Consider the following 25,465-nt stretch of genomic DNA (forward strand, 5'->3'; position numbering starts at 1 on the left):
TCAACACACCCTCTCAGCGCTAAGGCACGAAAGTCCTAATCCTCCTCTGGGGGAGGATTCCTTAGAGAAAGGCCTATCAGACCAACGCCGACCGCCGTTAACAGAGCGGCAACCGTGACCGCCAAGATGTTGACCAACATCGTGATATTTCCAGTTGGGACGTGAAGTAGGACAACTCAGGTTGAAGTCTCCTGTTCCCCCCGTAGTCTCAGCATGAATAATCACTTCTTAAACTGAGGCTGGGGAAAACGGCTCTTTGTGCTGGAAGGCGCTCGATCAATAGTGGAAACTGGGTCGTCCACCCTCTGGGCAGGGCGCAACCCGCACGTCCCGCGGCGTTGATGAAGTATCGGCTGGCAGCTTGTACTTTATTGTGGAGGAAACCTGCACTTCGCCGCCCGACTTTAAGAAAACGGAGATGCCTGCCGCCGAGAGTGGTTCGATGGAAATTCTCGAACTGAGATACGTGGCAGAGGGCGTCTATGAGCCAAATCTCCAGCGGGGGCGCATTTCGACCTTCCGGGCTCTGCACCTAGTTGCTAACTCAACGAAGCGAGACTGCTTTCGGATAGGCGGGATCCCCACAGCTGAAGCAGATTTTTCATGGAAACACTGGATCTGCTTGTGCATAAGCCGAAACGTGATCCAGACAGATGGACAAACTGGCAAGCTCCGCGCAAGCTTCGATCTGCAGAGAAGGCTTAAGCCTTATATGGGCGCCGCTCGCAAATGAGGATCGATATGAAGTTCGATGAACAAGTCATTCTCGATTGGCAACAGCGCGGCATGAACGCGCGAGTGCTCGGGCGTTCGACAGCTGAGAACCCCATCGCTCCATACCTGAACAAATCAACATGTCGATATGAGCGGGACAGCTGGTTGCAAAAAGCCGACGCCTGGCTTTTCGGTTGGCACATTGAGAACGCTGCGCGCGGATAGCTACGTGCAGATTTCGCACATGATCAGCGATCGAATGTCTTTCCGAGAAATGGTTGGTATTGGAAACATGAACCAGCTGCCTTAGAGCTGATTCATGGCCGCTGCTATCAAATGACCGAAACGTTTTCCGCCTTTGATTTGCCAGTCCTCTGGTCCTGACCAATCTCGTAGCTGACCTTGTCGCCTTCCCGCAACGAGCCGCAGCGTTGAATCGCAGAGACATGGACGAATACGATCCGCGCTTCCACGAATATGAACAGCGTGTGGTTGTTCTCCGGCCCCACCAATTGCAAGCGCGACGATCGATACATCTTCCTCAAAGGAGGTGACGTATAGGACGTGTTCTGGATTCACGTATATAGGCTGGTCGTGGGTGTTTCTGAAGCGGATCATGCGGCGCAGGGAAGGGTAGGAGAAAGGCGGCAATAATCATGATTGCAGCCTTTCTCAATGAGCGAGACGAGTGGCGTCATGCCAGCGTCCTACACAAGTTGCGCATATTCGATTCGACTAAATTTGGTCAAGGCAGCATCGACCTCAAAAGATTGCGGCCAGTCGTTTTCCATAGCAATCGAAGGACCGCCACAGCGGCCCCACGTTGATGGAATATTTTCGGCAGGGCGATGCTATTCAGCTTTTCAAAGACAGCGCGGCTGTCACCTGGCCCGGTGATCTACTGTAACTCTTTCACGCGGCTTGAGACGTATCCGCTTGAACGTGGAAGTTCGACGCGAGCAGCATCAAAATTTCGTTTACGGCTTTGGAGTTGCAACGATACCAAATCGTTTGAGCTTCGCGCCGGATGGTGACAAGACCTGCGGCTTTCAGCTTTGCCAGATGTTGGGACAACGCAGATTGAGACAAACCCACAGCGGCGGCGAGTGATGTCACGTCCCACTCAGCTTGATTGAGCAACGTCAGGACATGGAGCCGACGGCCATTTGCGAGGGCCTGTAGGAAAAGTGCGGGCTCATTGAACATCGACCCGGGATCATCACGCATATGAATGATTTGACCTTATCTTAATTAGAGATGCCTGCAATGGCTGGGAGGCTATTCGCAATCAAATGTCCAGGCACATCTAAGAGCTTGATATGGTGGAACGCGAGAGTAATTGATTGTGAAGGTGCGTTAATGCTGATGCATACCAGTCGTGAACTGGTATGGAGGCCGCGCTAGCAGTCGACCTCCATTGGCGCCGTCGGTGTTCAGAATTCTTCCCAGTTATCTGTCGCCGCCGCGGTCGCCGGACCACCTCGGCCTGTGAAAGCTCTGGCAATCTTGCCGACCATGCCGCGAGCCGGGGAGGCGGCCGGTGCTGAGCGGGATGAGGCTGCCATGATCGCGGCAGTCTGGCGCAGGGCAGACGAGGGGTTGGCCATGCCTTGGCTCTGACCAAGCTGGAATTGGCCAATCAGCTCGCGCAGGCGGCCCGCTTCTGTGGCAAGCGTTGCGCCGGCCGCATTCGCCTCTTCCACCATGGCGGCGTTCTGCTGGGTCACCTGGTCCATCTGGTTGACGGCGGTATTGACCTCGGAAAGGCCGACCGACTGTTCGCGTGACGATGTGGCGATCGAATCCATATGCTGGTTGATCGTGACGATATGGGATTCGATGGCGCGCAGAGCCTCGCCCGTCTCCCGCACTAGCTTGACACCAGTGCCAACTTCGATCGAGGATTTTCCGATGAGATCCTTGATCTCCTTCGCAGCTTTGGCCGAACGCTGGGCGAGTTCACGCACTTCCTGCGCGACGACAGCAAACCCCTTGCCAGCTTCACCGGCGCGAGCCGCTTCAACACCGGCGTTGAGCGCCAGAAGGTTGGTCTGGAAGGCGATGTCGTCAATCACACCAATGATGTTGGAAATCTGCCCTGACGATTCTTCGATACGGCCCATGGCCTGCACGGCATCGGCAACCACGGCGCCGGACTGGCGGGCGCTTTCATTGGCCTGGATTGCCACCGTGCGGGCCTCTTCGGCGCGCTTGGAGGAGTTGGTCACGTTGACGGTGATCTGGTCGAGGGCGGCCGCTGTCTCTTCCAGCGAAGCCGCCTGCTGCTCAGTACGCTTTGCGAGGTCGTCAGCGCTATTGCTCACTTCCCGAGATCCGCTGTCGATCGAGGTGGTAGCTTGTGCGACGGAGCCGAGCGTATCGCGCAGCTGCTCCACAGTTGCGTTGAAATCGGCGCGCAGGCTTTCGAAGTCCGGTGCGAACGGCCGATCGAGCTGGAATGTCAAGTTGCCCGAAGACAGGTGTTTCAAGCCGGTTGCGAGACCGTTGGTGGCTTCCGCCATCTGCTCGGCGCGAATACGCGCTTCCTCGGCATTCTGTCGGCGCTGTTCCTCGGTCATGTTACGCTGCTCGTCGGCTTGGCGCTCAAGTTCCTTGGTTTTCAGCGCGTTGTCCTTGAACACCTGCACCGCACGCGCCATCGCGCCAGTTTCGTCCGGGCGATTTTCGCCTTCGACGTTTGCCGTTAGGTCACCGGATGCCAGGCGTCCCATCGTGGAGGTGAGACGGCCGATAGCGTTGCCAAGCGACTTGGCGAACACGAAGAACGCGGTCAGGGCGAGCAGCGAAATGACGAGAGTGACACCCAGCATGGTCCAAAGCGAGGCTCGGGCACCTGCAAGGATCTCGGTCGCGTCCGTCCCCACCTCAATGACACCGATCTTCTCGCCGGCGAATGAACTGAACGGAACGGCTTTGATGAACATGTCACGGCCTTCGAGGACGTCCTGTTCAAAAACCGATTGACCCTCGAGTGCGGCTTGAAGGGATAAGTTGTCTAGGAATGCTTGGTTCCCGTCGGTCGAGGATTGGTTTACGAGCTTGCCCTCAGACACGACATTGACCGAAATTTCGGCGCCAAGTCGTTCTGCCAATGGCGTGAAATATGGGTTCGAGAGCTCTGTTCCGATATCGATTACGCCAACCACTTGGCCGTCAACAATGACTGGGGCGACAGCATAGATGCCGATCCCGGTTCTGCCGGGTTCTATACCAGCTGCAAGCTTGCCGGACGTGATGGCCGATGCGACCGTCTTGCGGCGACCCATATAGTTGTCACCGAATTTGTCAGGGGCGTGCATGCGGGCGATAACGTTGCCGTTAGCATCTGCAATCGTGACAAGTTGCAGCCCACCGGCTTGCGCGATGGCAGTAAGATTTTTCGAAAGTTTGCTGATTAACCCTTGGCGATCATTGCTTGCAATCAGTGCTGGGGTATCGGGCTCGCCAGCAATGACGAGAGCCAATGCCGTGGCAGATCGTTGGATAGCATCCATGTCCGTCTGGATGACTTGCAGGTCGCTCGCTGCCTTATTGTAGAGCGCCTTATCGTTCAACGTTCGCTGCTCATACCAGGCGACGCCGCCAATGGCAGCGCTGGTAAAAAGCACAGCCCCGCATCCATAAAGGGTAATCTTGCGCCAGAGAGGTTTGGTTACGGTCGTGGTGGCAGTCATAATTCATTTCGCTCGCATTGCTTTGGCGATGACCGTTAAATCAGAATGTTGAATTTTAGCTAAATATTATCGGTCCGTTGGCGCTCTTGGCGAGCTCACAATCCAGTATCAGCATCAGTGCGCGTTTCTGGATTTACAACGATGATGAGAGATCGCTACTACGCGCACGGTCGAGCAACGACTCTCGCAATCCATATCCTTACTGGGGCCGAGCCCCGTTGAGCGCTCAGGCAGTTGCACATTCATATGTGTGGTTAGCAAGAAGCGCTCTAGCGGCGGCGGGACTAAGAGGACGGGAGAGAAGGAACCCTTGCAGGTGATCGCAGCCAAGTTTCATAAGTTGCTCTCGCTGCTCATACGTTTCGACACCCTCTGCCGTGATCATCAGCCCTTTCGCCTGCGCCATGGTGATCATCGCGATCACCAGCGCTCGGCTGTCATCCTTATGCATCTCGTTAATAAATGAACGGTCGATCTTTATTCTGTCTGCCTCGATTTTCTGGATTCGAGAGAACGACGAATAACCCGTTCCAAAATCGTCGATTGCAAAACGGATGCCAGCACTGCGCAACGTTGATACAGCCTGTGCCACGCGGCCGTTCTCATCTGCAGCGGCACTCTCCGTCAGTTCGATCTCCAGTCGGAACGGTGTTATCCCTGCCTTGGCTAGCGCTGACAGAACTCGGAGGGGGTAACCAGGCGCGGAAAGTTCGGTCGGCGATGCGTTGATCGCGACCTCGATGTCCGGAAACTCGGCCATGAGGGTGCATGCATCCTCGAGGACTATCGCACCGATCTGATTGATCGCACCACAATCCTCAGCAACAGGTATAAAAACGTCCGGGCTTATGAAACCGAAATCCGGATGTTGCCACCGTGCCAACGCTTCGAGGGAAACAATGGCATTCGTCTCTGCTGAAAAGACCGGCTGATAGTGAACTTCAATGCCGATCTTGTTCTCGACTGCCTCGCGAAGATCGTGCTCCAGAGCGCGCCGCTTCTTCAACAGTTCGTCCATATGGGCGCCGAAAACCGCGTAGGTGTTTCTACCGGCGGCCTTAGCATGATACAAAGCTATATCCGCATGTCTTGTCAGCTCGTCACCATTGGCGGGGCCGACAGAGGTCGCTAACCCAACACTGGCCCCAACGCTCACGAACACCCCGTCGATCAGGAAGGGAGTTCGCAGAGCTGCGACCACAGCTTCAGCAGTTTCCTCGGCCTTACCGGATTCCTGATGCGCCAGATGAATCGTGAACTCATCACCGCCGATCCGGGCGATCAGTGCGGTCGGGAGAAGTTCACGAAGTCGTTGAGCGGAATCAGCAATCAGCCTGTCGCCCACCGGATGACCTAGCGTGTCATTGACTTCCTTAAATTTGTCCAGATCGATGAACAGAACGCTGTGGGTCTCGTGTTGACGGGCATTTTTGAGATCTGTGTCGAGATGCTGGGTGAAGTACGCGCGGTTGGCAAGACCTGTAAGTGCGTCATGAGTCGCCTGATGTCGAAGTTCAGCTTGGCTTTCCTCAAGGCGTGCAGATCGTCTCCAAAACATACCTCCCGCAAGACTGGCCGCTGTGAATATTGCCACGAAGACAAAACCCAACATTGGCCTTGTCGCTTGCAACACGCTCTGGCCAGGCCGGAAAGGGATCCAATGAAAATAGCCCATAGTCCCGCCCGAGCGCGCCGTTAGCGCAACAAAGGAAAGTTGGTCGTCTTTAGGTTTCGAGACGCTAAACGAAAGGTTCTCAACGCCATAGTCTCTGGAAATCAAGGTCGGCAAATCGCCGTCTAGGAAACGCACTGCGACGTGCAGATTTTCCGAGCCCGGCGCCTGCTCGATATCACCAGTGTCCGACACGATTGGCTTTACGCTGACGACAGCGGGACGAAAGCCAACGAACGCAACATCAGCTTCCCCAATCGACAGCGTTTTGTTGTTAACGCCGCTGCGATCGCCGGAGGCGAGGCGGCTTTGTAATTTCTCTGCTAGTGGTCGGTAAGCCTTCTCTAGTTGATTTGTTCTGGGTGCATTCGGGCCGTTGGCTATGAATTGGTATATTGGCTTAAGGTTTTGACCGAGCACCACTGCTGCATCGTGATCGAAGTAGCTGTGCATCCAGGCGCCGAGATTGGTGTCGAGCCAATCCATGTTTCTTTCAGACGCGTTCCGCACCGCGTCGTCCCACACGGTCGCACTTTCCTGATCATGTGCAACAGAAGCCTCCAGCTTCGCGACCGTCAGGGTTACCAACACACGCTGACGTTGGGCGGCAACCTCATCGATGGCCTGACTTGCCAATGCTAATGCCAGAAGAAGAGAGAGGGAAATGATCGCCGCGGCGGTTACTGGTAAGGCTAATGTCAAAAACCGTCTTGACTGGATGTTTATATGCACTGCGAACCGCCCCATTGTTTCGAAGACGGTAAATCAGCAGTGCTTAATACGCGTAGAACACCTATGGTTAAGGGACCAATATAGAGCAAGCGTAGCGTACGCTGCCGGACACAGGACATGAATACGTCAATATGTCATGTTTCTAATCACGCTTTTGTTGATTCGGAGTTCAATATGCCATTTTCGACAATCAAGACGCCAGTACAGCCGGCTGAACTGGACCTTTTGCAGCGAGTATTTGACGGCATATGTGCAGAGCATCAGCTATCCAAGATAGGTCCAGATGCTGAAGCTCTCGCGCTCATACTCGTGAGACAGCTGCAAAATGGGGTGAAAAATGAGAGCGAACTTGCGGCTTTGGGGTGTGGGTTAATGCATCACGCCTGAGCTCGTTCAGCGCCGGTTCCGAATTCATTACGCGCCCTTGCTGCAAATCACTTTCTTGTCTACCTGAGATCAGAAGGCTCCGTACGAAAGCGATGGGCTCGAATTCTCAGGATATCACGGTGATACTGTCGGTCGCACCCTGCAAAGCTTGTAAGGATACTCACTTCGTGTGCGAGGCCCACCCGCATCGGGCGCGGACTGGAAGGCGGCCATGTGTTTGTGTGAGCGTAAGTATCCCTTGCCCGGCTTGCACCAGCGACGCCGAGTGGGATAAACCCCCACAAGCATTTAGTCAGTTCGCTGCCATTGCAGTCACAGGGTGCAACTGACTGTCGGTCCAAACGCAAGGCCGGCATCACACGAAAATTTGCTTTCCCCAACGGGTGGAAGGTTCGGTGAGCCCGCCGCGATTGCTGATACCTACACGCCCGTAGTTGGATGTCTACTGGGAAGACAGTCGCGCCACATTCGTCTCTCTGAACGCGATTTAGAGAATAACCGCCTGCGCTCACGCGCAGAAAAATCTTGGCTGACATCTTGCGGCAGCATCATTGATTTCGCTGCGGTATTTCAATGGGTCGTTGGTTCGATCCTCATCAAGAGCTTGAAAGCTCAAGTCGGGACCCGAAGTGCATTCAGAGCATTGCACATTGGATGCGAGCGGGCTATATGTAGGTATGTTCCTACATGGAGGGGCGTTTGGGTACCAGCAGCTTGACCAGTCGCGAATTGAACCACGATGTCGGCAGAGCTAAAAAGGCTGCTGAAGCGGGACCCGTGGTCATCACTGATCGAGGCCGACCGTCACATGTGTTGATGACATATGGTGAGTTCGAGCGCCTGATAGGTAAACGTCACAATCTTGTTGAAGCCCTATCAATGCCCGGCTTGGCGAATATCGATTTCAATCCGCCCAGAGCGATCATAGCAGCTCGCGAAGTTGACCTGTCTTGAAATATTTGCTCGACACAAACGTCGTTTCCGAACTCCGGAAGGTTGGTGACGGTAAAGCAGATTCGAACGTGACGGCCTGGATAAGCGGGCAGGATGCCCGAGATCTGTACATTTCTGCGATAACAATACTAGAGCTTGAGCGCGGGATCCTCGGCATCCAACGTCGTGATGTTACGCAGGGTTCTCGCCTGCGGGCATGGATGGATAGCCGGATTCGACCAGAGTTTTCTGAACGTATCCTACCTATCGACGATGCCATTGCGACGCGCTGCGCGCATTTACACGTTCCAGATCGCCGCAATGAAGCTGATGCAATCATTGCCGCTACAGCGCTCGTGCATGGGCTTGTGGTCTTGACGCGCAACATTCAGGATTTTCAGGGAACCGGCGTTGTGCTGGTGAATCCCTGGCTGGCCTGAGATCGGGCACTTCTGGTGTGTCGGAGCTTCGCGGCTATCTCAGCAGATTCTTGCTGTGTCTTCGCAGGGTGCTGATCGGCCGTTTGAAACTCTACAAGCCAACGGTCGCGATTCGAAAAAATGCCGCCCGATGATCAGGATACGGTAAATATACCTTGATAGTCTTGTCGTAAAAATACCCATTTGGCGATTGATCCATGATGGATAATTTAAATTATCAGCGAATAGAACGTATATCTGTTGATGAAACCGTTTGTTCACTTCGTTTATATTGTGATTGCACGCCTGCGTTGACATTTTCATCCCGTTCTCAGTAACTGAATTCGAATATTATTATTCGCGTTTTTCTAATATGTGATTGCGGGGGCGGTCGTGTTGAATAGGGGATTTGTATTCGGATGGCTTTTGCCATTCGGATTTCTTTCGATTTTCGCTGTACAAGCAATGGCCGAGCAGCCTGCGCCCGATGGGGCAAAGATCGCGCATGCCGTCGAGCGATTTGGCGCCTGGAACGTCAGATGCACGGATACTCAGGGTGCCACAGCGAAACAATGCGAAGTCGTACAGGTCGCCACCATCAAGCAGGCGGACCAGGACGTCACGATCATGACCTTTGCCGTTGCGCCGGCGGCTGCCGTAAAAGGCGCAAACGAACCGGCGCATTCCCTTACCATGCTGGTGCCGCTCAACGTGCTTCTGTCCGCAGGGCTTTCGATCTCTGTTGATGACAAACCTGCGGCGAAACTGTCCTATCGCAACTGTAACCAGTCGGGATGCTGGGTCCAAAGCCCGTTGAATACAGCATTGCTGGCTCAGTTGTCGAAGGGCCGTTCGGGCAGTGCAAAGCTCGATCTTGTCAATGGACAGACAGTCAACATTCGCTTTTCTCTGGATGGCCTGACGGCTGCGATGAAGAAACTCAACGCCGCAAGCTAAGATCCGGTCACCTCATGATTTCGCATTCTACGACCTGGCGCGGCGCGCTGTTGGCTCTTGGCCTGTTCTATTCAAGTCAAGCCATGGGTCAAAATCCGGCCGATGATTTCGCTCGCCAAAAAAGTGAAGCGATGCGCAGCGAGCGCATCGAAACGCTGACCAGGCAAACGCCACGATCCGACGCACCAACTGTGCAGCCAGTCCCCGTTGGAGAGACCTCGGCAGCCTGTTTCGAGATTACCCGCGTGGTTGTTGAAGATGCGGCACGACTCGGTTCTCAAATTGATGCTGTCACGCGTCCTTATGCGAATACCTGCATTGGCCTTCCCGGCATAACCGAGTTATTGCGGGCCGTCACAAACGTCTATCTCGATCGCGGTTATATCACATCGCGTGCATATGTGCCTGAGCAGGACCTCGTTGCCAGCCGGATATTGCGCATCAAGGTCGTCGAAGGTGTCCTCGAAAAAATCGAGATCAACGGCAAGGACGGAAACGGCAGCTCAACGCTTGCAACGGCTTTCCCGGGAATGTTGGGCGAAACCGCGAACATGCGGGACGTGGAGCAGGGGCTCGATCAACTTAACAGGCTCCGCTCCAATAAAGCCAAATCAGAATTTCTTCCTGGCACTGCTGAAGGGAGTTCAACGCTCAACATCTCGTTGGAGCAGAGCCGCCCGTGGCATGTGACCGTCGGCAATAACAATCTGGGACAGGAATCGACCGGATACTCGAAATCGTCCGTGGCAGTTACTTATGATGGCTTGCTCGGTCTGAATGATATGATGTCGTTCAGCTACGAGCGATCCGGGCCGGACTATCCCGGCGGGGGCGATGGGCGCGGATCCAGCAACAGCTATTCCGGCAACGTGAGTATCCCTTGGGGCTACTGGACTGTTTCGCTGAATGGCTCCTGGTATGATTACAAAAGCATGGTTCCCGCGGCATTTTCCGACGTCGAGACAACCGGAACGTCGGGGCAGGCCGGATTTGACCTCGAGCGAGTTGTTCAACGCGGTGCGGACAGTCTGACAAAGGTTCATGGAGGACTGCTCTACAAGGAAACCGACAATTTTCTTCTGGGCCAGAAGCTTGAAGTTGGCAGCCGCCGTTATACGGTCGGCTCGTTCGGCGTTTCGCATTCGCAGCGCATGTTCGGCGGCCTCTGGAATTTCGATGCGCAGATTGATCAGGGGCTCGGCATCCTCGGCGCGATAGATCCGGGCGCACCTGCGGCTGGAGAGGCGGAACCTCGTTTTACCAAATTGTATGCCAGCCTGTCGGCTGCCCGGCCGATAGACCTTGGCTTCACCGCCTTCGAAGTAAATTCGCAGGTCAATATGCAGCTCTCGGGCGACAATCTTCTTGGATCCGAGCAGATGGCGCTGGGTGGCTGGTCGACGGTGCGTGGCAGCCGGGAAAGCAAGCTTTTCGGCAATAACGGCTTCTTTGTGCGCAACGAAGTCTCCTGGCGGACCAATCCATGGCAAGCCAATGAGGTGATGACCTCCTACCTTGGCGAACTGCGGCCCTATCTCGGCTTCGATTATGGGCAGATATTTCGCCAGACACGTTTCGATATCGGTGGTGGTGAGGCCTATGGCTTTACCGCCGGAACACGGCTTGGCGGTGGCCGCATCAATCTCGATACGGGGTTTTCCGCTCTGCATGTCAGCCGCCGCAATGGTGGCAATGAGCAGCTTCTCTTCATCAATTTATCGACGCAGTGGTGACAATGGTTAAGGTGGCACGCATGCAGACCCTGAAGGCTTCCGCCAGCCGCGGTCTTGTTGTTGCATTCAAGCGGACAGTCAGCACGGTTCTGACCGTTGCCATGCTCGTTCAACCGACGCTGGCGCATGCGCAGGCGATTACGCCAGGAACGCCAACCGGTGGCCCGGGCATTTCTGCGGCGCCGAACGGCGTTCCCATGGTCGATATCGTCGCTCCAAACGGCGCCGGCCTGTCTCACAACCGATACGGCGACTTTAATGTCGGAACACCGGGCCTGATCCTCAACAACCATAATGGTGAGCTTGGCACATCCAATCTTGGCGGTGTTGTTCCCGGCAATCCCAATCTTCGCGGCAAAGCTCCCGCCTCCGTCATCCTCAACGAAGTGATCGGCGGCAATCGAAGCCGTCTCGAAGGCGCAACCGAAGTGTTCGGCGGGCGCGCCTCGGTGATTATTGCCAACCCGAATGGCCTGACCTGTGACGGTTGTGGTTTCATCAACACGCCGCGGGCCGTCCTGTCGACTGGCGTACCAGTCATCGGCGCCGATGGGTCGCTGGAAGGTCTGACCGTCCGTAAAGGTGATGTCACTATCGGCAGCCGCGGCGCAAATCTTGCCAACGGTGCCGGTGCCGTCGATATCTTTGATATCGTTTCGCGCACCATCCGTATCGACGGACCGGTTTACGGCAAGGATCTCCAGCTCACTGCCGGCTCGAGCGATTATGCCTACGGATCGCGTTCATCGACCGCCGCTGGGGGCGACGGCGACGAATATGCCATCGACGGTTCTGCACTCGGCGCAATGCAGGCCGACAGTATCAAGATCATTGTCAATGACAAGGGCGCCGGCGTACGCATGCGTGGCGACATGGCGGCCAATGTCGGAGAGCTGTCGCTTTCTGCCGATGGCAAGATCAGTATTGGCAAGGCCTCCGGCACCGGCGGCGTGAAGATTCGATCCGGCGCCGACATCAAAGCTGCCGAGATCAAGTCCGCCAAGCGGGTCGAAGCCCGAGCCGCCAAAAGTATCACCCTCGACACGGTCGCTTCGAGCGGTGACATTGCCCTGTCGGGTGGGGCAGGCCTCATTACAGTGACCGGTGCTCTTGAAGCTGCTGGCACGATTGCGCTTGATGCCGACGGTGGTATCCACCTTGGTAGCGCTCAGGCTGGCAATGATATTCGAGCGGTAACCGGTGGATCGATAAACGCCCAGGGCGCGCTGACCGCAGCCAAGGAGATTGTCGTCACGGCGAGCTCGGGTTCAATCTCCGCGCAATCTGTCGTGAGCTATGACAATCTCACCCTCACGGCAGGTGGCGCGCTCAATATCGCGCAAGACATTCTGGGTGGCGCGGATGTCCGCATTGCCGCAGGCACTCTTAACGCCGGCAACGTGATGGCAGGCGTGGCGCTTGATGTTTCGCAGGCGGGAACCGTCCAATTTGCGCCACGTGGCAATCTGGATATCGCGGCATCGGATACAGTCGAGGCTGGATCCGTCGCAGCAGCCGGTAATGTCACCATCAACGCAGTCATCGGCAAAATCGACAATCTGACTGCAAACGACAGCGCCAGGATCAATGCTGACCTTGCCGCCAGCGGTGAGATTTTCGCACAAAACCGTGTTGATATTGCCGGCGATAGCGTTGACGTTTCCAGGCTTTACAGCGGCGGCAATACCGTTATCGATGGTCGTCAGATTACAATCGACCAGCTTCTGACCGGCGTCGAGCGACTGGCGGATGGTACAGCCGTCCTTTCCAGGGACGGAGATCTCACCATCCGCGCATCGTCCGGCAATGTGATTGCGGGCACGATCTTTTCTTCGGGGCTTCTGTCCATCGGGGCGGGCAACATCGATGCAAGCAGTCTCAGCGCACGAGGCAGCATTGATATCGATGGATCGATCGACGTTGCGGGTTCGATCTGGAGTTCCAACAATGTCGATCTGAGTGGCAACACAATTCGTGGCGCCAACATCGCCTCCGGCGTTGTGTTCGATTCCCAGGGCAGGGCTACAGGCGCGCGGGAAAATGCATCGATCACGCTGACGGCAGATCACGGTTCAGTCGAGGCCGGTACGGTTGACGCCTATGGTTCTCTGCAGATCGATGCGAACCAGCTTGTGGCTGGCAATGTTCGCGCACGCGGTGGGATCACTATCGATGCAGCGACTGATGTCTCTCAAGATATCCTGTCTGGTGCAGACATCAACCTGACGGGCAATTCGATATCGGCTGCCAAGATCATCTCGGGCCTCGATTTCGACCGAACCGCAACAGAGGGAGGAAGTCCCCGTCTAGCTGCAAGCGGTGATCTTACGATCGACGCGACATCGGGAACGGTCGAGATCGGATCGGTACTGGCGGCCGGTGTATTCGACAATCGCGCAAGCAGCTACGTCGGCCTGGATGTTCTTGCGAACGGTTCCATCAATATCATCGGTTCTGCCGATATCGGCGGGCAGCTCCTCTCGGCTTCTGACGTCACGGTCAAGGGTGGGCGAGTGACGCTGGGCACCGCCGCTTCCGGTATCGGCGCACTCGCCGGCGGCACAAAACCGGCAAATGCCACCGGTAATATGGTGATCGAAGCAACACAGGATCTCAGCGCCGGCAGCCTTCTTTCCGCCGGATCGATGGCATTGTCTGCATCAGGTTCCGTCACAGCGCAGGCAACCAGTCATTCTTCGTTGAAGATCGAAGCCGGCAACAGTGCACGCCTGACCGGGCAGACGATTTCGGCTGGTGATCTCACCATTTCCGCAAGCGAAATCTCTGCCAACGACCTGATCGCCGGTGTTGATTTTTCTGCGAATAATGCAGGCCTGCGGCTCGGCAATGTTGGCCAGTTGCGTCTTCAAGCTCTGTATGGTGCCATCAATGCCGGCGGCCTGACGAGTGCAGGGGAGCTCATCGCAAATGCTGCCGGCAACGTTTCCTATGCCAGCATGACATCGTTCGCCGATGCAAGCCTCAGCAGCAGCAATGGTGCGATCTCGATCGACAACCAGACCCGAACAGTCGGTAATCTTAGCCTGGCAGCTCGAAACTTTGATCTCAGCAATAACCGGGCAAAAATTCAGTCGTCTGGCCGGCTGACGATGACCGGTGAAACGGCAACATTTGCCGGCAGTACCTACGCTTTCGGTGGCCTCGATCTCAATTTGAGCGGCAATGCCAATCTTGCGAATGCGAAACTTCGGTTCATCGACCAGCCGGGCGTGTCCGGTGATCTCGGTCTTCGCGCCGGAACGATCACAACGGACGCCTCGACCGCAATTCTCGCCCAGCGTGATATCGCTTTTACGGTCGGTGATCTTGACAATCGCGGCCAGATTGCGGCCGGCCGCGATCTGCGTGTCGATGCCAACAACCTTACCAACCGGGCAAGCGGACTTGTCTATTCAGCTGCCGATCAGAAACTCTACATTCGAAACGCGCTCGTCAACGAGCAGGGCGCGATCATGTCGGAACGGGACCTCGACATTGCCGCAGCAGCCGATGGCTCGGCATCGCAGCGTGTTGAAAACCTCTCCGGTCTCATTCAGGCCGGTCGCAATATCGCGCTCAACGCTGCAGTCTTTTCCAACCGCCGACTGGTGAACCCGACCTGGACGACAGACAATCTCGTGTCGTCACAGACAAGCGGGGCGTTCAGACTGAACGCTGCCGTCGCTGCGCGACCGTTCATGCATCTGTTTTATGGTCCAAATAATGACTCGCAATGGCTCTATCAGGACCTGCCTCGTCAGAACTGGGACGACTACAAGGACGATCTCTGGTCTGAAGTTCGCCTGGCAGACGGTTCGTCTTTCCGGGCCTGGACGTGGATTTCCAGTGAAGGTCCTACGAAATCTGCCAATATCCTCAATTGGGTCCGTTCGCACGCGCCGCGCGACGCCAATGGTAATCTCGTCATCGACCCAAACAACCCATCGAAGATTTTCGTCCAGCAGGCTGAGAGCAGCAAGTGGGACTACGCCACGATCTTCAATTTCGACGAAAACGCGTACATTCGCGAGACGGTAACCGAGGATCGCTTCGTTGACGGCGGCAGCGCGCAATCCATGCTTCGTGCCGGCGGCAATATCGCGCTGACCGCGCAGCAGCTGTCGAACTCCTTCAGCGCCATCGAAGCGGAAGGCGATATCAGCCTACGTGGGCAGACGCTCAACAATGACGGCGTCGCGCTTTACAGAAAAACCCAGACCTACTGCCAGGCGCAGGGTGCCTGTGAGGCCTACGATGCTCAAGGTAACCGCGATGCATCGCGTGATGTCGCGTCCGGCACTTCTACCCTGACGAAAATGGAAGTGGTTGGCGCGGCAAGCGGCACCATCAAGGCACGCGGCCACCTCGACATTGCCGGCTTCAAGTCTATCAACAATTCTGCAGTCGATGGTTCAGTGGCAGGTGGTGCAAGCGTTGGCACAGCATCCGGTTCGACGGATCCTCTGGCCGGTCTTGGCGGGATCACAGGCGGGGGTGCTCTCTTTACCGGCAACAGTGCTCTTCCCGGCCTCAACCTCGCAGACATCGTCATCTCGTCGCCCGGTTCTGCCAATACCGGCTCTGAGGTCGGCGGCCAGGCGGGCCCCGCCATCAATGCCGGCGGCCAGAATGGCAGCGGCTCGCTAGCCGATACCCTCAAAACCAGTGGTGACGCGCTTGCCGCAGCCGCCAAGCCGAATTCCGGCGGTTTCGGAGGCACCATCCCTGGGCAGGTATTCCTGTTTGAAACGCGTGCGGAATTTCTCGACGTCAGCAAGTTCTATGGTTCAAGCTATTTCATCAGCCGTATCGGCTATCAGCCAAACTCCCAAATACCGTTTCTTGGCGATGCCTATTTCGAAAACCAGCTGATCGAACAGCAGTTGCGCCGACAGACCGGTTACGGTCTCGGCAACAGCTTTGCGCCCGGCAAGGATGCGATCCAGGAGATGAAACTCCTGCTGGATAACGGCATCGACTACGTCAAGGCCAACAACCTGTCGATCGGTGAGCGCCTGTCGGATGACCAGATCGCCAAGTTGACGCAATCGATCGTGGTCTATGAAAAGCGTATCGTCGAAGGTGCCGAAGTCCTTGTCCCGGTCGTCTATCTCGCGGCGGCAGACAAGGCACAACTCACCGCTTCCGGAGCGCTTCTGTCCGGTGGTTCCGTGTTGGTTCAGGGTGACCAGATCGCCAATTCAGGGGCGATGGTCGCAAGTGCCGGCATGTCTGTGCAGGGCACAGACATTATCTCGCAGGGCGGCAGCTTCATCTCCGGCGACAGTTTGCAGCTTTCCGCAACGCGCGACCTGACACTCAACGCCCAATCCTTCAATATCGGAGGGCAGGAGGTCGTCAACACGAACCTTGCGATCTCGGCGGGCGGCAATGCGCTGATCTCGGCGGGAAGCGCTCTGGCTCTTAAGGGTGTTTCTGGAGACATTGGTGGCTCAGCATCGCTCTCCGGCAACAAGGTCACCATCGGTGCCGCGACGGTCGGTGAACCTGGCCAGGAAAATGCCGTTGGCTCGAATGTGTCCGCCGGCGGCAATCTCGTTATCAGCGGCGACCAAGGCATCTCTGTTTCCGGAAGCGATTTGAGTGCTGGCGAAGCGTTGTCGCTGTCTGCGCAAAACGGATCCGTGGATATCGGGACCGTGGGTGTCGACCGGACCGTCAATGACGGTTACCGGACCACGACGAGCACCTCGCAACAGGGTTCGAAGCTCTCCTCGGGCGGTTCGACCGCGATTGTCGCAGGCGAAAACATCGGCGTTTCGGGATCGACGATCGATAGCGGCGAAAGCGTAATCCTGAAGGCCGAGAAAGACGTAACAATCGGTTCCGCCCAGGATGTGGCATCGGCGACATATGGCCGTAACAAGATTGAAACGGTACGCCAACAGGGTTCGTCTATCACCGCAGGCGGATCGATCATTGCCGAAGCCGGCAACGCCAACCAGTCCGGCGATCTGACAATCATTGGTTCCAAGTTGGCAGCCGATGAAAAGGTCGATCTGCGCGCAAGTGGCGATCTTACCATTACCGAGGCACGCGATGCCGAGGTGGCCGACCTCGCCTCCAAGGGACGCAAGTACAGCACGTCGAGCCATATCGAGCAGAACCAGTCGGTTTCTTCTTCCATCTCGGGCGGGAATGGTGTCGCACTGACGTCCGGTCAAGACACGCTGATTTCCGGTTCCGATCTGAAGGCTGGAAACGAAAATCAGGCTGCTGATCTCTCGATTAACGCGGGCCGGGATCTGACCATCGCGGCAGCCACCGACACGGTCGAGATGCATGAAAAGTCGTCCGCCAAGGGTTTCCTGAAAAAGACCAACAGCAGCATCGACTCCTATGACGAGACGACGATTGCCTCGAACCTTTCGGCGTCGGGCAATGTCGATTTGTCCGCAGGACGGAACGCTGTCGTGGTCGGCTCCGGTATCGAGGCGGGTCAGAACCTTGCAATCGAAGGTGACAATGTTGCAATCCTGGGCGGCCAGGAAAGCCATTCTTATGACACGGCCAAGAAGTCTTCAGGCCTTTTCGTTGGCTCGGGTGGTGGCTTCTTCTCGGTATGGGGCAAGGCCCAGAACGAAAGCGAAAACAGCTCGACCCAGAACGTCGCCTCTGCACTGAAGGCAGGGCAGGATATCGATATTACGGCCCGCAACGGCGACGTGTCCGTGATCGGCTCTGATATTGCCGCCGAGCGTGATCTCGCCATCGACGCCAGCCGCGATATCAACGTCACGCCGGGCGCAGAAAGTTTTGCATCTCGCGAAATGGAGAAGCGATCCGGTATCGGTGTGTCCTTCAAGTCGGGCAATGGTGGTTTCTCGATCGGTGTCGGTTACAACGCCGTCAAGGATGAAACCAGCCAAACCGGCGAGCTAAATTCCGCATCTCAGCTCTCTGCCGGTCGTGATGCCAGCTTTAACGCTGGCCGCGATGTGAACTTCCAGGCAGCCAATGTCGAAGCCGAGCGCCACTTGAGCATCGGCGCATTGCGTGACGTCAATCTCCTGTCCGCTCTCGACCAAACTAACTACGCTCGCCAGCACGAAGAGCTGTTTGCAGGCATTAGCGTCTCCGTTTCCTCCAAGCTTTTCCAAGCTGGAGAAAAGGCCGTGAGCGCCGCAGGCGGTCTTGGCGGAAAGAATGGCGATTACGCAATTGCACCGACTGCGCTTGCGGCCAGTAAAACAGCCCAGGAACTCAAGGATGTGGTCGGAAATAAATCTCCGATTGCGTCAGTTAATCTGAGTATCGGAGCTAGCACCCAGAAGATTGAGCAAAGTGCATCGTCTTCAGCTCCCGTCGTCACCGAGCTCCGCAGCGGGCGTTCGACGGCGATCGTTGCTGAGCAAGGATCGATCAACGGAAACGGTGTGCAGATCAATACTGGCATAAGCAGCGACGGCATACCTATTGATCTGAACGTTCCGTCCGCTGGGAACGTGCTTCTCTCTGCGGGGCAGAACATTAATCTTCAAAGTGTCGAAGCAAGCTCAACGTCCAACAGTTCATCGAAGTCTTTCAGTGCCGGCGTCGGCATTGGATTAGATCTCGGGCTTAATGGATCTGTCTCGGTCGGTCCGAAATTCGATGCAGCCGCTACATCCGGCAATTCGGCAACCTCATACACTCAGCAAGTCAACAGCCACGTCAACGGAACCGGCAGGGTCGCGATATCGTCGGGCAACGACACTAACCTTAATGGCGCGGTCATCTCCGGTGAGTCCGTCATCGTGGATGTCGGTGGTGACCTGAACATCGAAAGCCGTCAGGACACAGCGCGTTACGACGAAAAGACCACGGGCGTTTCCGTTGGTATCTCCTCCGGCGCCGTCGCGAGTGGTAGCAAAGGCACCATCAAGGGGGATTTTGCCAACGTTGCCGAAAGCAGTGGCATTGTTGCCGGCTCGGGCGGGTACCATGTCAATGTCGAAGGTGGTGTCGATCTCAAGGGTGGCGTGATTGCGTCCACAGCTGACAAGGAAAAGAATTTCCTTTCAGCCGATCATCTGACCTATTCGGATATCGAAAATCGCTCTGAATCATCGACATCCAGCATGGGCATTTCGGTCGGGATAGGAGCCGATGGAAAGCTCGGTTTACCAACGCCTTCTGTAGGGCAGCCGGCAAACGATGAAGATGCGGGTAGCGCTCGCGCGACTGTTACACCGGGCAATCTCGCCCTGGCCAATCAGAGTCAGGATCTGGTTGGCCTGAATACCGATCTGTCGAAAGCCAACTCGACAGTCGATATGTTCGACATCGAGCGGCTGAAGGCAAAACAGGAAAGCGCTGCGGCCCTTTCTGAACTGCTCAATACCGCGGTCGGCGATATTTCTAAGTCGTTCGGCTTTGAAGAAGGTAGCCCTGAAAAGATTGCCCTGCATACGGCCGTAGGAGCTATCACGGCGATGGTTGCCGGCGGTGATGTAGCACTTGGAGCACTGGCAGGCGGCGGCCAAGAGCTGATCGGGGCGATTGTCAGCAAAGCGCTGATGGACAACCCAAACCTAACCCAAGAGCAACGGAACGCACTTGGCCAGTGGACGGCTACCCTCGTCGGGGCTGCGATCGGTGGAAACCAGGGAGCCGCTGCCGCTCTTGATGCCGAAAAATTCAACCGTCAGCTCCACATCGCAGAAGGAGAGCTCATCCGCGCAAACGCAGCCCGCTTTGCCGTTCAGCAAGGTTATTGCGTGAGTGTTAGCACCTGCTCAGCGGAGGCCACTGCAAGAGCTGAGGCTGAGCTCACGATGGAGGCACTAAGGCGCGTTGATAGCCTCTTTGCAGATATCAATTTATCGAGCGCGGCGACCAATTTTCTTGATGAACTGGCGGAATCTAGTTCGCCAAATCTGCCCGGTGGACAAAGCCCATTCTCTGCAACTCCTGAGCAATACTCCAACCACGTGATGAACATCGAGTACTTGTTCCAGAACAAGGATCTCTACGAAAAATTCGGAAACCAAAACGAAAGCAAGTACTACACTGCTTATGTCCATGCCCTCTTGTCCGCGGCGAATGATACCGAGGACATGAGGAACGCAACACCTGCTCAGACATCCGCCGTTCTAAATGGCCTGAAAGATGCCATCCATGTCATCGAAAAGGGACAGGCCAGTTCAACGGGCTTTGGAAACACCATCAGTGGAGCTGAAAAAACCTACATCAACCTGCTCGACGGGATGATCAATGCAGTAACGGTTGCAGCGGGTGCCAATAACTCGGCACTTCAACAGTTCATCACTGAAAACCATGCGTTGGTCGACGGACTAATGAGCAATGTCGCTTTCGAAGCAAAAGTCGGAAAGCTGATCCAAGTTGAGTACTTGCTGGCTGTCGCTGGTCCCGCTGCAGCATCCATGACCGCCGAGCTTGCCGCTGCATGCCGACTGGGATCTCAGGTTTGCCTCACGCAAATCAACATGCTCTTCCAGGAATTGGTCGCTTTGATGCCAGAGCTGGGAGGTACAGGCGTTGGGTTATCCGCGCTCACGGCTTTGGACAGAGCAGCCATCGAGCAGGCCGCTCTGAAGGTTGATATTAAGATCCTCAGCCAAAAGGTTTGGTCGCTGAATCCCATCGAGAGAGGCATTTCAATCGAGAAGTCCCTGGCGCAAACGGAATACTCTCTTGCGAATGGCTGGTATAATATCGGTGCGACAAAAGGTGGGTATTTTCCTCTGATCGATTTCCAGGGTGGAAATACGGTTATCAGTCTGAAAACCGTCGATACCACCGGCTCAACATGGATGTCTCGTATGGAAAGAACGATTGACGAGCTCCGTGACAGCGGCATAACGGTCAACGGCATTACTCCGAACAAAGTTCTAGATATAAGGGTTCAGCCAGGTGGTGCCGAAGCTGCGCAAGCTCTGCAGCTCTATGGTGAGCGAAATGGTGTAACCGTTATAGTGAAGGAATACCCCTAATGAGGAGAACTAGAACTGAAAAACTAGAGTTGATCTTTACGCTGGCTCCGAACGATGAGAAAATAACGCTCATCTCCGAAAAGCCGAGAATTGAAGTGGGAGCGCGCAGACACGGTGCATTGTCCGCTCTTGAAGCGATAGAGACAATTCTCCAAGTGATGCGGACTCTGGGAATTGAAGAAAAATTTCAATCTCATGGTAAAATACTGCCCCTCACGAAAATGCTGACGTCTGCCCGGAAGACCGATCGACTAAGCCGGTTTGAGACTGAGGGACTGACTTTTCAATACGGCCCAATAGCCGACCACAACCAATGCTATATACAAATTGCAGAAAAGCTTCCGAGTGCTGCCGTCGATTGGGAACAGTGGGCGAAGCCTTTTGTTATGTCCCCCCATTTTGTACAGGCATGGCTTGCAGATGTCGAATACGACAAGTGGCAAAATGCTAAAGACCCTTTGATTTATAAAGCCGCCAATCGAGATTATTCCTCTTTGCCGATGCGTTCCAATGGATTGCCGCCACCAGTCGAGCAAATGGTTATTGATATTTCGCAAAATCCCGGCCGCTGGTGGCTGCGCTCTGGGTATGTGGAGGCGGTGGGATCCGTCATGTGGCTTAGCGATATATTCTGGCACTACGTTGGTGCTCAGCACAAGGAGCGGCTGGAGACAATTGATCCAATCGAGATCAAACAGATAACGGAAAAGGTTATACGTTTATCTGTCTCAGACAGCACGTTTACGGAAACAAGCTTTCGCGAGGTGCAGGATCGCTTGCGAGATGCGCTTTATACCCCGTGATGTGGCCTCGGCCTCCTTTATTCATAGCGAGGACTACTTAGGCCGGCGAAATCATTAATGAGGCATTTTGGCTTTCAGTCTCAACTCTCTTCGGAATGATTAACGCTGATATTTCCCGCTTGCGTTCCAAAACCGACCATGAGCGACGCCGCCCGTTGGCACAGGGTAACCGTCCGATTGGCACCGCCTGCCGCCTAGCGCCCTGATGGCCTAAGACACGTATTTAACGACGTCGTTAGCGACGTGTCTTATGCGGGGATTGCGATGCGCGTTGAGATTCTTGGGCAGGAACGTCGGCGCCGATGGCGCGACGATGAGAAGCTGGCCATTATCATGTCGGTTGGGGATGGTGGAGCGACAATCACAGAGGTTGCCCATCGGCACGATATCACGCGCCAGCAGATTTACGCCTGGCGTAGCGAGCTGAAGAAGAAGGGGCTTCTCTCGGTGTCTTCGAATGCATTGTTCATTCCCATCGACGTGAATGCCGTGCAGACTGATGTTCAGGACGGCAGGGAAAGCCGCGCCGGGATGATCGAGCTGCGATTGAGCTGCGGTCGCACCCTTCGCTTTGGCAGTGCGGTCGATACCGCCGCCCTGACCCAGCTTATTCGGGCGGTGGAAGCAGCATGATCGGGCCTGGGACCGGTGTCCGGGTCTATCTTGCTTGCGGGATCACGGACATGCGTAAAGGAATAGAAGGCCTGGCAGCCCTTGCACAGGATGTCCTGCGCCAGAAGCCAACGGGCGGCGCGGTATTTGCCTTTCGGGGCAAACGAGGCGATCGATTGAAGCTGCTGTATTTTGATGGCCAAGGCTTCTGCCTGTACTACAAGATCTTGCAGAAAGGTCGGTTCCCATGGCCGTCTGCGTCCGACGGGACGGCGCGACTGACGTCGGCCCAACTGGCGATGTTGTGGGAAGGGATCGATTGGCGTCGTCCGGATTGGGGAGCGCCACCGGCTCGTGTCGGGTGATTTTATCCCTCTGAAACCACTCGTTTTTATGGCAATTTCTCCTGACTTATGGTAGTCAGGATCATGTCAGACGCAACGGCAAATCTTCCGGATGAGAGCGGCGGTGCAAAAGTCTGCCACGGTAACGGCGCGATAATCACGCCGTAGGGGCGGAGTAAAATCCGGCCACCTATCTTCCTTCTGCATTGGAAGCAGGAGGGACAAGGGGATCTACACCGTGGAATTGTATCTCAAGGTTCGCTTGGCCGTGTCGGAGGGGATGACCCGGCGTCAGGCTGCAAAGCATTTCAACATATCTCGCGACAGCGTTGCTAAGATGTTGTCGTATTCGACGCCGCCGGGCTATCAGCGTCAGTTGCCGATCCGGCGGCCGAAGCTGGATGCGTTCGTCTCGACAATTGATCATTGGCTCGATGAGGACGTGAAGGTGCCGCGCAAGCAGCGCCACACGGCCAAGCGGGTGTTCGACCGGCTCCGGGACGAGCGCGGCTTCACCGGTGGCTACACGATCATCAAGGATTACATGCGCGAGCGGGATCAGCGCCGCCAGGAGGTGTTCGTGCCGCTGGCTCATCCGCCGGGCCATGGGCAGGCCGACTTCGGTGAGGCTCTGGTGGTGATCGGCGGTGTCGAGCGGAAGGCGCACTTCTTCGTTTTGGATCTGCCGCACAGCGACGGCTGTTATGTGCGGGCCTATCCAGCGGCCGTATCAGAGGCCTGGGTCGACGGCCACATCCATGCGTTTGCGTTCTTCGGGGCCGTGCCGCAATCGATCGTCTACGACAATGATCGTTGCCTGGTCGCAAAGATCCTGCCTGATGGGACCCGCAAGCGTGCGGCGCTGTTCAGCGGTTTTTTGTCCCACTACCTGATCCGGGATCGTTACGGGCGGCCGGGCAAGGGCAACGATAAGGGAAACGTCGAGGGGCTTGTTGGCTATGCCAGACGCAACTTCATGGTGCCGATACCGCAGTTTCCAACATGGGAGGCGTTCAACGTCTGGCTGGAGGAGCAATGCCGCAAGCGCCAGCGCGACAAACTGCGGGGCGAGAGCGAGACGATCGGCGAACGGCTGCAGCGGGATCTGGCTGCCATGCGCATGTTACCGGCATCTCCATTCGATGCGTGCGATCAGGCCGGCGTCAAGGTAACGGCCCAGTCGTTGGCGCGTTACAAGACCAATGACTATTCCGTCCCGGTCGCCTACGGCCATCAGGATGTCTGGGTCAGGGGTTATGTCGACGAAGTGGTGATCGGCTGCCGCGGCGAGATCATCGCCCGTCATCCCCGGAGCTGGGACCGCGAGGACGTCGTCTTCGATCCTGTGCATTACCTGCCGCTGATCGAGCAGAAGATCAATTCGCTGGATCAGGCAGCACCTCTCCAGGGCTGGGATTTGCCAGAGGAATTCGCCACGCTGCGCCGTTTGATGGAAGGCCGCATGGCCAAGCATGGCCGGCGAGAATATGTGCAGGTCTTGCGCCTGCTGGAAAGCTTCGAGCTCGCCGACCTGCACGCGGCGGTAAAGCAGGCGCTCCAACTCGGCGCGATCGGCTTCGACGCCGTCAAGCATCTGATCCTGTGCCGAGTGGAGCGCCGGCCGCCACGACTGGACCTGTCCATCTACCCGTATTTGCCGAGGGCGACGGTCGAGACGACGTCGGCGAAGGCCTATATGCGACTGCTTTCCGCGCATGGGGAGGAAGCGGCATGAGTGACGAAGTGCCCGAGATCCTGCTCTCCCATTATCTCAAAACCCTCAAGCTCCCGACCTTCCAGCGCGAGTACCAGAAGCTGGCCCGGCTATGTGCCACCGAGGGCGTCGATCATGTCGAATACCTGTTCCGGCTTTCCGAAAGAGAGATGATCGAACGGGACCGCCGCAAGGTCGAGCGCCGTATCAAGGCGGCCAAATTCCCCGTCGTCAAAAGCCTCGACAGCTTCGACTTCGTAGCCATCCCCAAACTCAACAAGATGCAGGTGCTGGAACTGGCGCGATGCGAATGGATCGAGCGCCGGGAGAACGTCATCGCACTCGGGCCAAGCGGCACGGGCAAGACGCATGTCGCACTCGGTCTCGGCTTGGCCGCATGCCAGAAAGGCCTGTCCGTAGGCTTCACTACGGCCGCCGCTCTGGTCAGCGAGATGATGGAGGCACGTGACGAACGGCGTCTGCTCCGCTTCCAGAAGCAAATGGCTGCCTACCAGCTTCTCATCATCGATGAGTTGGGCTTTGTGCCGCTGTCCAAGACTGGTGCGGAATTGCTGTTCGAGCTGATCTCACAACGCTATGAACGCGGCGCGACCCTGATCACCAGCAATCTTCCGTTTGACGAATGGACAGAGACACTGGGATCGGAACGACTGACTGGTGCACTGCTCGATCGCATCACCCACCATGTCAACATTCTCGAAATGAACGGCGACAGCTATCGTCTCGCCCAAAGCCGCGCCAGAAAGGCCGGCTAAACCCTCCTTGAAAATCGC

The 25,465-nt window shown here is 56.1% G+C and carries 15 protein-coding genes and 1 pseudogene; 11 read left to right on the forward strand and 5 right to left on the reverse strand.

Annotation, left to right across the window (positions count from 1 at the left end; all coding sequences use genetic code 11):
• Positions 1 to 741: 741 nt before the first annotated feature.
• Entirely contained in the window at positions 742 to 939 is a 198-nt protein-coding gene (locus tag EDF70_RS24670) for a CrpP-related protein (protein WP_132279107.1), read from the forward strand.
• A 107-nt stretch (positions 940 to 1,046) separates the two neighbouring features.
• On the opposite strand, the pseudogene EDF70_RS30430 reads toward EDF70_RS24670, so the two are convergent.
• The 4 genes and pseudogenes from EDF70_RS30430 to EDF70_RS24690 all read right to left on the reverse strand — a co-directional run.
• Positions 1,047 to 1,172: pseudogene (locus tag EDF70_RS30430) on the reverse strand (cold shock domain-containing protein); the annotation flags it as partial.
• Between the two features lie 454 nt (positions 1,173 to 1,626).
• Complete coding sequence (locus EDF70_RS24680; RefSeq protein WP_132279113.1) at positions 1,627 to 1,941, reverse strand: metalloregulator ArsR/SmtB family transcription factor; 315 nt, start codon at positions 1,939 to 1,941, stop codon at positions 1,627 to 1,629.
• Positions 1,942 to 2,147: 206 nt separating this feature from the next.
• The gene (locus tag EDF70_RS24685; RefSeq protein WP_132279116.1) at positions 2,148 to 4,409 is read right to left on the reverse strand and encodes a methyl-accepting chemotaxis protein; all 2,262 of its coding nucleotides are present in this window, start codon (positions 4,407 to 4,409) and stop codon (positions 2,148 to 2,150) included.
• Positions 4,410 to 4,635: 226 nt separating this feature from the next.
• The gene (locus tag EDF70_RS24690) at positions 4,636 to 6,813 is read right to left on the reverse strand and encodes an EAL domain-containing protein (protein WP_245519332.1); all 2,178 of its coding nucleotides are present in this window, start codon (positions 6,811 to 6,813) and stop codon (positions 4,636 to 4,638) included.
• 1,086 nt (positions 6,814 to 7,899) lie between these two features.
• Here EDF70_RS24690 and EDF70_RS24695 point away from each other — a divergent pair.
• From EDF70_RS24695 to EDF70_RS24710, 4 genes are all read left to right on the forward strand, one after another.
• The gene (locus EDF70_RS24695) at positions 7,900 to 8,154 is read left to right on the forward strand and encodes a type II toxin-antitoxin system prevent-host-death family antitoxin (RefSeq protein ID WP_132279122.1); all 255 of its coding nucleotides are present in this window, start codon (positions 7,900 to 7,902) and stop codon (positions 8,152 to 8,154) included.
• The gene (locus EDF70_RS24700) at positions 8,151 to 8,573 is read left to right on the forward strand and encodes a type II toxin-antitoxin system VapC family toxin (protein ID WP_132279125.1); all 423 of its coding nucleotides are present in this window, start codon (positions 8,151 to 8,153) and stop codon (positions 8,571 to 8,573) included. Before EDF70_RS24695 ends, EDF70_RS24700 begins: the two co-directional genes overlap by 4 nt.
• Before the next feature lie 444 nt (positions 8,574 to 9,017).
• Positions 9,018 to 9,509 carry an invasion associated locus B family protein gene (locus EDF70_RS24705; RefSeq protein ID WP_132279339.1) on the forward strand — a complete coding sequence of 164 codons (492 nt, stop codon included), beginning with the start codon at positions 9,018 to 9,020 and terminating at the stop codon, positions 9,507 to 9,509.
• Positions 9,510 to 9,523: 14 nt separating this feature from the next.
• Positions 9,524 to 11,242: a ShlB/FhaC/HecB family hemolysin secretion/activation protein gene (locus EDF70_RS24710; RefSeq protein WP_132279128.1), complete on the forward strand. Its 1,719-nt coding sequence runs from the start codon at positions 9,524 to 9,526 to the stop codon at positions 11,240 to 11,242.
• Between the two features lie 743 nt (positions 11,243 to 11,985).
• Here EDF70_RS24710 and EDF70_RS30435 read toward each other — a convergent pair.
• Positions 11,986 to 12,399 carry a hypothetical protein gene (locus EDF70_RS30435; protein WP_245519333.1) on the reverse strand — a complete coding sequence of 138 codons (414 nt, stop codon included), beginning with the start codon at positions 12,397 to 12,399 and terminating at the stop codon, positions 11,986 to 11,988.
• 255 nt (positions 12,400 to 12,654) lie between these two features.
• Between EDF70_RS30435 and EDF70_RS24715 the strand changes: the two genes are divergently transcribed.
• From EDF70_RS24715 to istB, 6 genes are all read left to right on the forward strand, one after another.
• Positions 12,655 to 21,198, forward strand: a complete 8,544-nt coding sequence (locus EDF70_RS24715; RefSeq protein WP_245519334.1) for a hemagglutinin repeat-containing protein — start codon at positions 12,655 to 12,657, stop codon at positions 21,196 to 21,198.
• A gap of 29 nt (positions 21,199 to 21,227) precedes the next feature.
• Complete coding sequence (locus EDF70_RS24720; RefSeq protein ID WP_132279134.1) at positions 21,228 to 22,001, forward strand: hypothetical protein; 774 nt, start codon at positions 21,228 to 21,230, stop codon at positions 21,999 to 22,001.
• A gap of 264 nt (positions 22,002 to 22,265) precedes the next feature.
• Positions 22,266 to 22,634 carry a transposase gene (locus tag EDF70_RS24725; protein ID WP_132279136.1) on the forward strand — a complete coding sequence of 123 codons (369 nt, stop codon included), beginning with the start codon at positions 22,266 to 22,268 and terminating at the stop codon, positions 22,632 to 22,634.
• Positions 22,631 to 22,978 carry an IS66 family insertion sequence element accessory protein TnpB gene (gene tnpB, locus EDF70_RS24730; protein WP_056533973.1) on the forward strand — a complete coding sequence of 116 codons (348 nt, stop codon included), beginning with the start codon at positions 22,631 to 22,633 and terminating at the stop codon, positions 22,976 to 22,978. Before EDF70_RS24725 ends, tnpB begins: the two co-directional genes overlap by 4 nt.
• Positions 22,979 to 23,195: 217 nt before the next feature.
• Positions 23,196 to 24,692 carry an IS21 family transposase gene (istA, locus tag EDF70_RS24735; RefSeq protein ID WP_132279139.1) on the forward strand — a complete coding sequence of 499 codons (1,497 nt, stop codon included), beginning with the start codon at positions 23,196 to 23,198 and terminating at the stop codon, positions 24,690 to 24,692.
• Entirely contained in the window at positions 24,689 to 25,447 is a 759-nt protein-coding gene (gene istB / locus EDF70_RS24740) for an IS21-like element helper ATPase IstB (protein ID WP_132279142.1), read from the forward strand. Before istA ends, istB begins: the two co-directional genes overlap by 4 nt.
• The last annotated feature ends 18 nt before the right edge of the window (positions 25,448 to 25,465 follow it).

Origin of the sequence: Neorhizobium sp. JUb45 (assembly GCF_004343585.1) — a bacterium.
GTDB lineage: Bacteria > Pseudomonadota > Alphaproteobacteria > Rhizobiales > Rhizobiaceae > Neorhizobium.